This is a genomic window from Streptomyces avidinii, from assembly GCF_014650695.1.
GTDB lineage: Bacteria > Actinomycetota > Actinomycetes > Streptomycetales > Streptomycetaceae > Streptomyces > Streptomyces avidinii.
In genome coordinates this window covers 422,043-434,063 of the sequence record NZ_BMVL01000004.1, presented here as the reverse complement: position 1 = coordinate 434,063, position 12,021 = coordinate 422,043, and the positions used below count along the sequence as shown (strand labels likewise).

The 12,021-nt window shown below is 69.2% G+C and carries 10 protein-coding genes; 9 read left to right on the top strand and 1 reads right to left on the bottom strand.

The window, feature by feature from the left end:
- Window positions 1-35 precede the first annotated feature (35 nt).
- Window positions 36-587, bottom strand: coding sequence for a HEAT repeat domain-containing protein (locus tag IE257_RS12930; RefSeq protein WP_189967959.1), 552 nt, complete (start codon window positions 585-587; stop codon window positions 36-38).
- A 394-nt stretch (window positions 588-981) separates the two neighbouring features.
- Between IE257_RS12930 and IE257_RS12925 the strand changes: the two genes are divergently transcribed.
- The 9 genes from IE257_RS12925 to pssA all read left to right on the top strand — a co-directional run bounded on the left by IE257_RS12925 (window position 982) and on the right by pssA (window position 11,979).
- The gene (locus IE257_RS12925) at window positions 982-2,781 is read left to right on the top strand and encodes a 3-hydroxyacyl-CoA dehydrogenase family protein (RefSeq protein ID WP_189967957.1); all 1,800 of its coding nucleotides are present in this window, start codon (window positions 982-984) and stop codon (window positions 2,779-2,781) included.
- 163 nt (window positions 2,782-2,944) lie between these two features.
- Window positions 2,945-3,757: a TetR family transcriptional regulator gene (locus tag IE257_RS12920; protein ID WP_189967955.1), complete on the top strand. Its 813-nt coding sequence runs from the start codon at window positions 2,945-2,947 to the stop codon at window positions 3,755-3,757.
- A 384-nt stretch (window positions 3,758-4,141) separates the two neighbouring features.
- Window positions 4,142-5,479, top strand: a complete 1,338-nt coding sequence (ccrA, locus tag IE257_RS12915; RefSeq protein WP_189967954.1) for a crotonyl-CoA carboxylase/reductase — start codon at window positions 4,142-4,144, stop codon at window positions 5,477-5,479.
- A 31-nt stretch (window positions 5,480-5,510) separates the two neighbouring features.
- Window positions 5,511-7,592: an ethylmalonyl-CoA mutase gene (locus IE257_RS12910; protein ID WP_189967952.1), complete on the top strand. Its 2,082-nt coding sequence runs from the start codon at window positions 5,511-5,513 to the stop codon at window positions 7,590-7,592.
- On the top strand, window positions 7,589-8,563 hold the full coding sequence (locus IE257_RS12905) for an HpcH/HpaI aldolase/citrate lyase family protein (protein WP_030010164.1): 975 nt from the start codon (window positions 7,589-7,591) through the stop codon (window positions 8,561-8,563). Before IE257_RS12910 ends, IE257_RS12905 begins: the two co-directional genes overlap by 4 nt.
- A gap of 5 nt (window positions 8,564-8,568) precedes the next feature.
- Window positions 8,569-9,081 (top strand): MaoC family dehydratase, encoded by a 513-nt coding sequence (locus tag IE257_RS12900; protein WP_053681718.1) that lies wholly within the window; start codon window positions 8,569-8,571, stop codon window positions 9,079-9,081.
- A gap of 2 nt (window positions 9,082-9,083) precedes the next feature.
- A complete protein-coding gene (locus tag IE257_RS12895; protein WP_189967951.1) occupies window positions 9,084-10,289 on the top strand; it encodes an acyl-CoA dehydrogenase family protein in 1,206 nt (401 codons plus the stop codon).
- A gap of 186 nt (window positions 10,290-10,475) precedes the next feature.
- Window positions 10,476-11,132 (top strand): phosphatidylserine decarboxylase, encoded by a 657-nt coding sequence (locus tag IE257_RS12890; protein ID WP_030010161.1) that lies wholly within the window; start codon window positions 10,476-10,478, stop codon window positions 11,130-11,132.
- Window positions 11,119-11,979: a CDP-diacylglycerol--serine O-phosphatidyltransferase gene (pssA, locus tag IE257_RS12885; RefSeq protein ID WP_184791710.1), complete on the top strand. Its 861-nt coding sequence runs from the start codon at window positions 11,119-11,121 to the stop codon at window positions 11,977-11,979. The genes IE257_RS12890 and pssA overlap by 14 nt, the downstream gene beginning before the upstream one ends.
- The last annotated feature ends 42 nt before the right edge of the window (window positions 11,980-12,021 follow it).

Genomic DNA, 12,021 nt, shown 5'->3' with positions numbered 1-12,021 from the left:
TGGGCCGGGCCCGTCGGGTGATCCCGTACGGGCCCTCAGCCCAGTCGGCGGAGCGCAGCCGTCGCCGCCACCGCGAGCCGGGGGTGGGACTGGGCGCGGGTGAGGAGTTCGCGGGCGCGCGGGTCGGCGAGGGCGCCGAGCCCCTCGACGCAGGCCAGGGCCACCCGCCAGTACGGGTCGTGCGGGGACAGCAGCCGCCCGAGGGTGGCCATCAGGGCCGGTACGGACTCGGGGGCGCGCAGGGCGGTGAGCAGCCGGACGGGCTGCAGGGCGTAGGCGGTGCGCAGGCCGTTGGTGGCGAGGGCCGCCGCCGCGCGGGCGGTGCGCGGGTCGTCCAGGACGGCCAGCGCCTCCGCGGCGGCCGAGCAACGGGCCGGGTCCCGGTGATTGAGGAGCAGTACGAGGGATTCGAAGGCGCGGCGGTCGCCGGCGAGGCCCAGCCGGTAGGCGGCCAGCTCGCGGGCCCACAGCGGAAGTCCGGCCGAGGTCAGGGACGCGGCCAGGGCGTCGGGGGCGGCCGTGAGCAGCACCTCGTACTCGGGTGACGGTCCCGCCTCCGCCCTCAGGCGCTCCAGCACGTCGTTCACCCGGCCACCCTAGGGGGACACAGCGGTCGCCGCGCCGGGTTTCGGGACATCGACGACAGCCGGTTGATCGATGATCGATGATCGGTACATTTCGGCGGCACAGGTCACATCTCCCAGCTCTGGCGGACCAGTTACCGGCGAGTTACTGTCGTTGCAACACGTACGAGGGCGGCCTGGTGACGCAGCCGCCTCGTGCCGGTCGGTTCGTTCTTCACGGTGAGACCCCGGGACAGGGTTCCGCCGTTCTCGCCCCGGGGAGCTGCTCCCCGCGGGCTCCCCTTCCCGGGCTCCCTCACCACGGGCCCTTTCACCGCACGGCTCTTCCGTACGGCATCCGCGCGCGCCGTGCGCCGCGCGCCCCTCAGTCGTCACCCTCTTCCACTGGAGTCCCTCGATGGACCGTCAGTCCAGTCAGCCCACCCTCCAGACCATCGCAGTCGTCGGCCTCGGCACGATGGGCACCGGCATCGCCGAGGTCCTCGCCCGGGCCGGCCGCGAGGTCATCGGCATCGACATCAGCGAGGCCGCCGCCCACCGGGCCGCGACCGCCCTCGCCGCGGCCACCGCGCGCTCCGTCGCCCGGGAGCGGCTCACCGAGCAGGAGCGGGCGGACGTGCTCGCCCGCTTCCGTACGTTCACGGACCTGGGCGCGGCCGCCGAGGCCGATCTCGTCATCGAGGTCGTGCCCGAGTCGTACGAGATCAAGCAGCAGGTGTTCCGCGAGCTCGACGCGATCGTCCGGCCCGACACGATCCTGGCCACCGGCACCAACGCCCTGTCGGTGACGCGGCTGGCCGCCGAGTCCCTGCGTCCCGAGCGCGTGGTCGGCCTGCACTTCTTCACCCCGGTCCCGGCCATGAAGCTGGTCGAGATCGTCTCCTGCGTCCTCACCGCCCCGCCGGCCGTCCAGGCCGTCACCGAACTGGCCCGCGCGCTCGGCAAGGAGCCCGTCGCGGTCGGCGACCGGCCCGGTTTCGTCGCCGACGGCCTGCTCTTCGGCTACCTCAACCAGGCCGCCGCCATGTACGAGGCCCGGTACGCCTCCCGCGAGGACATCGACGCGGCGATGCGGCTCGGCTGCGGTCTGCCCATGGGCCCGCTCGCGCTGCTCGACCTGATCGGCGTGGACACCGCCCGTACCGTCCTGGAGGCCATGTACACCTCCTCCGGCGACCGGCTGCACGCCCCGGCCCCGATCCTGGGCCAGCTCTCCGAGGCCGGCCTGACCGGGCAGAAGTCCGGCCGCGGCTTCTACACGTACGAGGCACCGGGCAGCTCGGTGATCGTCCGCGACCTCCAGACCCCGCTCGACGGGTCCCTGGTCGGCGCGGGCCGTCCCGTCGGCTCCGTCGGCGTGGCCGGCTCGGGGACCATGGCGAGCGGGATCGCCCAGGTCTTCGCGCAGGCCGGCTACGGCGTGGTGCTCGCCGCGCGCAGCCAGGAGAAGGCGGAGGCCGCGAAGGCCGCGATCGGGAAGTCCTTGGGCCGTGCGGTGTCCAAGGGCCGCCTGACCGAGGAGGGCGCCGCGCAGACCCTGGACCGGATCACCCCGGCCGGTTCGCTGGACGCCTTCGCCGAGGTGGACCTGGCCGTGGAGGCCGTCGCCGAGGACCTCGCGGTCAAGCAGGAGCTGTTCGCGACCCTGGACAAGGTCTGCAAGCCGGGTGCGGTGCTGGCCACCACCACCTCCTCGCTGCCGGTGATCGCGATCGCCCGCGTGACCTCGCGTCCGCAGGACGTGATCGGCATGCACTTCTTCAACCCGGCCCCGGCGATGAAGCTGGTCGAGGTGGTCCGGACCGTCCTGACGGCCGACGACGTGCACGCCACGGTCCGCGAGATCTGCGTGAAGGTGCGCAAGCACCCGGTGGACTGCGGCGACCGGGCCGGCTTCATCGTGAACGCCCTGCTGTTCCCGTACCTCAACAACGCGATCAAGATGGTCGAGGAGCACTACGCCGACATCGACCGGATCGACGCGGCGATGAAGCTGGGCGGCGGCTACCCGATGGGTCCGTTCGAGCTCCTGGACGTGGTCGGCCTCGACGTCTCGCTGGCCATCGAGAAGGTCCTGCACAAGGAGTTCCGCGACCCGGGCCTGGCCCCGTCCCCGCTGCTGGAGCACCTGGTGGCGGCGGGCTGCCTGGGCCGGAAGACCGGCCGCGGTTTCCGTGAGTACGCCGCCCGCCGGTAATCGGTCGGGCCACGAGCCGGATGCGTGGGGAGGGCTGCTCGGGCCCGCCGGACCCTCACGGCGGGCCAACCCTCACGAGCCCAGTGCGGGCCCTCCCCCGCATCCACCCCTCTCCCACCCCCCGCAGGCGCGCTCCCCTGCACGAATGAAGTACTTTCGCTCTATGTCCCAGCCCGCCAAGACCTCGCCCCGCGCCGCCACGGCCTCCGACGCGCCGGAAAGCACGGCCGGCACCAAGGCGGCCGCGCAGCGGCTCAAAATGCGCCGCGAGCTTGCCGCCGCGGCCATGGAGCTCTTCGCGACCAAGGGGTACGAGGCGACGACGGTCGACGAGATCGCGGCGACCGCCGGAGTGGCGCGCCGGACCTTCTTCCGGCACTTCCGGTCCAAGGAAGAGGCGATCTTCCCGGACCACGACGACACCCTGACCCGCGCCGAGGCCGTCCTGGACGTGGCCCCGGCGCACGAGCACCCGCTCGACACGGTGTGCCGCGGGATCAAGGAAGTCATGAAGATGTACGCCGCCTCGCCTGCGGTGTCGGTGGAGCGCTACCGGCTGACCCGCGAGGTGCCGGCGCTGCGGGAGCGGGAGATCGCCTCGGTGGCCCGCTACGAGCGGCTGTTCACCCGCTACCTGCTGGCCCACTTCGACGAGCAGGACCACCACGACGGCAACGACGATCCGCTGCTGGCCGAGGTGGCCGCCTCGGCGGTGGTCACCGCCCACAACCACGTGCTGCGGCGCTGGCTGCGCGCGGGCGGCCAGGGGGACGTGGAGGCCCAGCTGGACCACGCCTTCTCGATCGTCCGGAAGACCTTCGGTTCGGGCATCGGCGCGGGCCGCACCCTGAGCACGGCCCCGGCCGCGCCGGCGGCCGTCCGCACGCAGGGCGAGGTGCTGGTGGCGGTGGCCCGTACCGATGCTCCGCTGGACGAGGTCATGCGGACCATCGAAGAGGCGCTGCGCGCCAAGTAGGAGTCACTCTCGTCACAGCGGCCGCTCCCATTCCGGGGGCGGCCGCTTTCGTTTGTCCGGCTTGCCCCTACTCGCGGGTAACTCTGATCGATCATCGCTCATCGGTGCAGGTCAATCGGCAAATGAGAGAAAGTTTTGGCACGCGGTGCCTTGCCGGGTGACACGGGGTGCCATACGTTGAAGACGTCCGGATGTCCCCGCGACCCACGCCCACACGGCACGGAACGCGCCCCGGATTGCCTGCGTCACCAGGCACCCGCACGCCTCACCACGGGCGTTCGCCCAGCACCACCGCACCAGCCGGACCGACGGCACACCACACCTGCACCACGCACCCCCGTTCACCTCAGCGCACCCTCATCAGCGCTAGCCGGAGGCTCTACCGTGAAGGACATCCTGGACGCGATTCAGTCGCAGTCCGCCACCGCCGCAGACTTCGCGGCCCTGCCGCTGCCCGACTCGTACCGCGCGATCACCGTGCACAAGGACGAGGCGGAGATGTTCGCGGGGCTGACGACACGCGAGAAGGACCCGCGCAAGTCCCTTCACCTGGACAACGTCCCGGTGCCGGAGCTGGGCCCGGGCGAGGCCCTGGTCGCCGTCATGGCCTCCTCGGTCAACTACAACTCCGTGTGGACCTCGATCTTCGAGCCCGTGTCCACCTTCAGCTTCCTGGAGCGCTACGGGCGCCTGTCGGAGCTCACCAAGCGCCACGACCTGCCGTACCACATCATCGGCTCCGACCTCGCGGGCGTCGTGCTGCGCACCGGCCCCGGCGTCAACGCCTGGAAGCCGGGCGACGAGGTCGTCGCCCACTGCCTCTCGGTCGAGCTGGAGTCCTCGGACGGCCACAACGACACGATGCTCGACCCCGAGCAGCGCATCTGGGGCTTCGAGACCAACTTCGGCGGCCTGGCGGAAATCGCCCTCGTCAAGTCCAACCAGCTGATGCCGAAGCCCGACCACCTCAGCTGGGAGGAGGCCGCCTCCCCCGGCCTGGTCAACTCCACCGCCTACCGCCAGCTGGTCTCCCGCAACGGCGCCGGCATGAAGCAGGGCGACAACGTGCTGATCTGGGGCGCCAGCGGCGGCCTCGGCTCCTACGCGACCCAGTTCGCGCTCGCCGGCGGCGCCAACCCGATCTGCGTGGTCTCCAGCCCCGAGAAGGCCGAGATCTGCCGGGCCATGGGCGCCGATGCGGTCATCGACCGCAACGCCGAGGGCTACAAGTTCTGGAAGGACGAGCACACCCAGGACCCGAAGGAGTGGAAGCGCTTCGGCAAGCGCATCCGCGAGCTGACCGGCGGCGAGGACGTGGACATCGTCTTCGAGCACCCGGGCCGCGAGACCTTCGGCGCGAGCGTCTACGTCACCCGCAAGGGCGGCACGATCGTCACCTGCGCCTCGACCTCGGGCTACAACCACGAGTACGACAACCGCTATCTGTGGATGTCCCTCAAGAGGATCGTCGGCTCGCACTTCGCGAACTACCGCGAGGCCTGGGAGGCGAACCGCCTGGTCGCCAAGGGCAAGATCCACCCCACCCTGTCGAAGGTCTACTCCCTGGAGGACACCGGACAGGCCGCCTACGACGTCCACCGCAACCTCCACCAGGGCAAGGTCGGCGTCCTCGCGCTGGCTCCCGAGGAGGGCCTGGGCGTGCGCGACCACGAACTGCGCGCGACGCACCTCGACGCGATCAACCGCTTCCGTAACGTCTGAGACCGTTCAAAGGCCTAAGGGACAGCCTGAGATGACAGAGCGCCAGAAGGACCGTCCGTGGCTCATGCGGACGTACGCCGGCCACTCCACGGCCGAGGCGTCCAACGAGCTGTACCGCCGCAACCTCGCCAAGGGCCAGACGGGTCTGTCGGTCGCCTTCGACCTGCCGACCCAGACCGGATACGACCCCGACCACATCCTCGCCCGCGGCGAGGTGGGCCGGGTCGGGGTCCCGGTCTCCCATCTGGGCGACATGCGGCGGCTGTTCCAGGACATACCCCTGGAGCAGATGAACACCTCGATGACGATCAACGCCACCGCCATGTGGCTGCTGGCGCTCTATCAGGTGGCCGCCGAGGAGCAGGGCGCGGACATCACCCAGCTCCAGGGCACCACCCAGAACGACATCGTCAAGGAGTACCTCTCGCGCGGGACGCACGTCTTCCCGCCGGGGCCGTCCCTGCGGCTGACGACGGACATGATCGCGTACACGGTCAACCACATCCCCAAGTGGAACCCGATCAACATCTGCTCGTACCACCTCCAGGAGGCCGGGGCCACCCCGGTCCAGGAGATCTCGTACGCGATGTCCACGGCGATCGCGGTCCTCGACTCGGTGCGCGACTCGGGCCAGGTGCCCGAGGAGCGCTTCGGCGAGGTCGTCGCCCGGATCTCCTTCTTCGTGAACGCGGGCGTCCGCTTCATCGAGGAGATGTGCAAGATGCGCGCCTTCGGCCGCATCTGGGACAAGGTCACCAAGGAGCGCTACGGCATCGAGAACGCGAAGCAGCGTCGCTTCCGTTACGGCGTCCAGGTCAACTCCCTGGGTCTGACCGAGGCGCAGCCCGAGAACAACGTCCAGCGCATCGTGCTGGAGATGCTCGCGGTCACCCTCTCCAAGGACGCCCGCGCCCGCGCCGTCCAGCTGCCCGCCTGGAACGAGGCGCTGGGCCTGCCCCGGCCCTGGGACCAGCAGTGGTCGCTGCGCATCCAGCAGGTCCTGGCGCACGAGAGCGACCTGCTGGAGTACGAGGACATCTTCGCCGGATCCCACGTCATCGAGGCCAAAGTCGACTCCCTGGTCGCCGACTGCCTGGCCGAGATCGACCGGATCCAGGAGATGGGCGGCGCCATGGCGGCCGTCGAGTCCGGGTACCTGAAGGGCGAGCTGGTCTCCTCGCACGCCGAACGGCGGGCGCGGATCGAGGCCGGCGAGGACAAGATCGTCGGCGTCAACTGCTACCAGCAGACCGAGGAGAACCCGCTCACGGCCGACCTCGACGGCGCCATCATGACGGTCGACAGCGCCGTCGAGGCGCTGACCGTGGAGCGCATCGGCCGCTGGCGCGCCGAGCGCCAGGAGTCCTCGGACCGCCAGGGGAACGGCGACCCGTTCGTCTTCCCCACCACCCGGCAGGCGCTGGAGCGCCTCAAGGAAGCCGCGGCGGGCACCGAGAACCTGATGGAGGCCACGCTGGAGTGCGCCCGGGCCGGTGTCACCACCGGCGAGTGGGCCGGCGCCCTGCGCGAGGTGTTCGGCGAGTTCCGCGCCCCGACCGGGGTCTCCTCGGCCCCGGTGGCCGTCACCGCCGAGCCCGGTACGCCGATGCACGAGGTCCGCGAGAAGGTGACCCGTACCGCCGACGAGCTCGGCTCGGGCCGACTGCGCCTGCTCGTCGGCAAGCCCGGCCTGGACGGGCACTCCAACGGCGCCGAGCAGATCGCCGTCCGGGCCCGCGACGCCGGGTTCGAGGTGGTCTACCAGGGCATCAGGCTGACCCCGGAGGAGATCTCCGCGGCGGCGCTGGCCGAGGACGTGCACTGCGTGGGACTGTCCATCCTGTCCGGCTCGCACAGCGCTCTGGTCCCGGACGTCCTGGAACGCCTGCGACTGGCGGGGGCGGGTGACATCCCCGTCATCGTCGGAGGCATCATTCCGAATGCTGACGCCGTGGCGCTCAAGGAAGCGGGTGTCGCCGCCGTCTTCACGCCGAAGGACTTCGGCATCACGGAGATCATCGGCCGTATCGTCGACGAGATCCGCAAGGCCAACAAGCTCGCCCCCCTCGACATCGACAACGCACTCGTTGCAAGCACGGAGGTCCCCGCATGACCACGCCCGTCCACCCGGTGAACCGTCTTCGCCCGCGTCGCTCCTGCCTCGCGGTGCCCGGCTCGAACCCGCGGTTCCTGGAGAAGGCCCAGGGCCTGCCGGCCGACCAGGTCTTCCTGGACCTGGAGGACGCCTGCGCGCCGCTCGCCAAGGAAGGCGCCCGCCACACCATCGTGGACGCGCTGAACAACGGCGACTGGACCGGCAAGACCCGCGTCGTGCGCGTCAACGACTGGACCACCCACTGGACCTACCGTGACGTCGTCACCGTGGTCGAGGGCGCCGGCCAGAACCTCGACTGCATCATGCTGCCGAAGGTCCAGGACGCCCAGCAGGTCGTGGCGCTGGACCTGCTGCTGACCCAGATCGAGAAGACCATGGGCTTCGAGGTCGGCAAGATCGGCATCGAGGCGCAGATCGAGAACGCCAAGGGCCTGGTGAACGTCGACGAGATCGCCGCCGCCTCGCCCCGGCTGGAGACCATCATCTTCGGCCCGGCCGACTTCATGGCCTCGATCAACATGAAGTCCCTGGTCGTGGGCATGCAGCCGCCCGGCTACCCGGCGGACGCGTACCACTACATCCTGATGCGGATCCTGATGGCGGCCCGCATGCACAACCTCCAGGCGATCGACGGCCCCTTCCTCCAGATCCGCGACGTGGACGCCTACCGCGAGGTGGCCGGCCGGGCCGCCGCGCTGGGCTTCGACGGCAAGTGGGTGCTGCACCCCGGCCAGGTCGACGCGGCCAACGAGGTCTTCTCCCCCTCCCAGGAGGACTACGACCACGCCGAGCTGATCCTCGACGCATACGACTGGTGCACGTCGGAGGCCGGCGGCAAGAAGGGCTCCGCGATGCTCGGCGACGAGATGATCGACGAGGCCAGCCGCAAGATGGCCCTGGTCATCGCCGGCAAGGGCCGGGCGGCGGGCATGGAGCGCACCACCAAGTTCGAGATCCCGGAGGCCTGATCCCGATGCAGTTCGGACGCACGTACGAAGAGTTCGAGATCGGGGCGGTCTACAAGCACTGGCCCGGAAAGACGGTCACCGAGTACGACGACCACCTCTTCTGTCTGCTGACCATGAATCACCACCCGCTCCACATGGACAGCAATTACGCCGAGAACACGACCGACTTCGGCAAGAACGTGGTCGTGGGCAACTACATCTACTCGCTGCTGCTCGGCATGTCCGTGCCGGACGTCTCCGGGAAGGCGATCGCCAACCTGGAGATCGAGTCCCTGCGGCACGTGGCGCCGACCTTCCACGGCGACACCATCTACGGCGAGACCACGGTCCTCGACAAGACTCCGTCGAAGTCGAAGAACGACCGCGGGATCGTCTACGTGGAGACCAAGGGCTACAAGCAGGACGGCACCCTCGTCTGCGTCTTCCGGCGCAAGGTGATGGTCCCGACCGAGACGTACATCAAGGAGCGCGGCGGCGAGCAGCCCGGCCGCCCCACGCTGAAGGAACAGGGGAAGTAGCCATGGCCCGACTCGCCCAGACCGCCGGGCTGACCGACGTCCAGCGGGAGATCCTCAAGACCGTCCGTGAGTTCGTCGACAAGGAGATCATCCCGGTCGCGACCGAGCTCGAGCACCGCGACGAGTACCCGCAGCAGATCGTCGACGGCCTCAAGGAGCTCGGCCTCTTCGGCCTGATGATTCCGGAGGAGTACGGCGGCCTGGGTGAGTCGCTCCTCACCTACGCCCTGTGCGTGGAGGAGATCGCCCGCGGCTGGATGTCCGTGTCGGGCATCATCAACACCCACTTCATCGTGGCGTACATGCTGAAGCAGCACGGCACGCAGGAGCAGAAGGACCACTTCCTTCCGCGCATGGCCCTGGGCGAGGTGCGCGGCGCGTTCTCGATGTCCGAGCCGGCGCTGGGTTCCGATGTGTCGGCCATCTCGTCCAAGGCGGTGAAGGACGGCGACGAGTACGTCCTGAACGGCCAGAAGATGTGGCTGACGAACGGCGGCAGCTCCACCCTGGTGGCCGTTCTGGTGCGAAGTGACGAAGGACACCCCGAGGGCACGGCGCCCCACAAGTCGATGACGACCTTCCTCGTGGAGAAGGAGCCGGGCTTCGGGGAGGTGCGTCCCGGCCTGACCATCCCCGGCAAGATCGACAAGATGGGCTACAAGGGCGTCGACACGACCGAGCTCATCATGGACGGACTGCGCATTCCGGCCAATCGGGTCCTCGGCGGCCAGACCGGCCGAGGGTTTTACCAAATGATGGACGGGGTCGAGGTCGGCCGCGTGAACGTGGCGGCGCGTGGCTGCGGTGTCGCTCAGCGTGCTTTCGAGCTGGGCGTCTCCTATGCCCAGCAACGTCACACTTTCGGCAAGCCGATCGCCGAGCACCAGGCGATTCAGTTCAAGCTGGCCGAGATGGCTACCAAGGTCGAAGCCGCCCATGCGATGATGGTCAATGCAGCACGCAAAAAGGACTCCGGGGAACGAAACGACCTCGAAGCAGGGATGGCGAAGTACCTCGCCTCCGAGTACTGCAAGGAGGTCGTCGAGGACGCCTTCCGTATTCACGGTGGATACGGATTCTCGAAGGAGTACGAGATCGAGCGTCTCTACCGGGAGGCCCCGATGCTGCTGATCGGTGAAGGTACCGCCGAGATCCAGAAAATGATCATCGGGCGACGCCTGCTCGAGGAGTACCGGCTGCAGGGCTGAAAGTCCCTTTTACAGCGAATCGTCCATAGGTTCGTTGCGAAAGGATCACTGGCAGTAACTGGCTGACGGTCATCGACTCGGCTTCTGGCTTGCCCAGTTGTTGCGTGCAACCGATAGCATTCCAGTAAAGCCGCCGTCCCGTCCCCCTGTTTGCGGCGCGGCAATCACCCGCTACGAAGGTCATCCATGCCCCACAGCCAAACCTCTGCACCTCGCGACAGCCTCCTTGGCGTACGCCTCGCGCGCGGAGCATCGCCGTGGCTTCTGCCGACCGTCGCCACCGCGGCGCTCAGCCTCACCCGGGCCCGCAAGTCCGGACGCTGGGCCGCGGCGGCCGTGCCCGCCACCGCGCTCGCCGCGGGCATGCTGTGGTTCTTCCGCGACCCCGAGCGTGAGATCGCTCAGGGCCGTGTCATCTCGCCCGCCGACGGTGTGGTGCAGAGCATCATGCCGTGGAAGGACGGACGGACCCGGGTCGCGATCTTCATGAGCCCGCTGAACGTCCACGTCAACCGCGCACCCCTCGCGGGCACGGTGACGTCCGTGGAGCACATCCCCGGCGGATTCGTCCCGGCGTTCAACAAGGAGAGCGAGAACAACGAGCGCGTTGTCTGGCACTTCGACACCGAACTCGGTGACATCGAGATGGTGCAGATCGCCGGCGCCGTCGCCCGTCGCATCGTCCCCTACCTGCCGGCCGGCACCAAGGTGGAGCAGGGCGAACGCATCGGTCTGATCCGCTTCGGCTCCCGCGTCGACATCTACCTCCCCGAGGGCGTCGAGGTCGCGGTCGAGGTCGGTCAGGCCACCACCGCGGGGGTGACACGAATTGACCGTGACTGACCCTGAGACTCCGGCCGCAGGCTGGGTTCCCGAACCTGCCGAGGAGGAGTCCGCCGAGGACGACATGCCGCTCTCGTTGCGGCTGTCGATAGCGGACACCCTCACCCTCGGTAACGCGACGTGCGGATTCATGGCGGTGTACTTCACCACCACCGGAATCCTCATCCCGCACCTCACCGGCAGCGGCGAATCGGGCATGGCCCGCAACAGCGCCGCGACGGCGGTGATACTGATGCTGCTCGCCGCGGTCTTCGACCTCTTCGACGGCATCGTGGCCCGCAAGCTGCGCAGCTCTCCGATGGGCGCCGAGCTCGACAACCTGTCGGACCTGATCAGCTTCGGCCTCGCTCCGGCCTACTTCGTGCTCGTCTACGGCATGGTCGCCGTCGACGCACACCAGAAGATGTCGGCGCTGGCCGCGATCGTCGTGCTGCTCGCGGTGGTGCTCAGACTCGCGAGATTCAGCTGCGTGACGATGAAGGACGGCATGTTCCAGGGCATGCCGAGCCCCTTCGGGGCGCTGACGGTCGTCTCGATCGTGCTGCTGGAGCTGCCGTTCGTCCCGACGCTGCTGGCGATCATCGGGGTGGCCTGGCTGATGGTGAGCCGGGTCGAGTACCCCAAGCCGCGGGGCGTTCTCGCGGTGGCGATGCTGTGCTGGATCATCAGCGCGATGGGGCTGCTGGCGGCCTGGGCGTTCGACGCCCCCGGTGGCCAGCTGCTACTCCAGGCCGGCTGCGCCCTGCAGATCGCGATGGCGGCGACCATTCCGCTGTTCGCGACCACCCGCAAGGCCAACACCTTCCGGCACAACCGCCGTGAGGCCCGCGCCGCGACGCTGCGCTAGCTGTACCCGAGAGGGCCCCGGATGCCAGTGGCATCCGGGGCC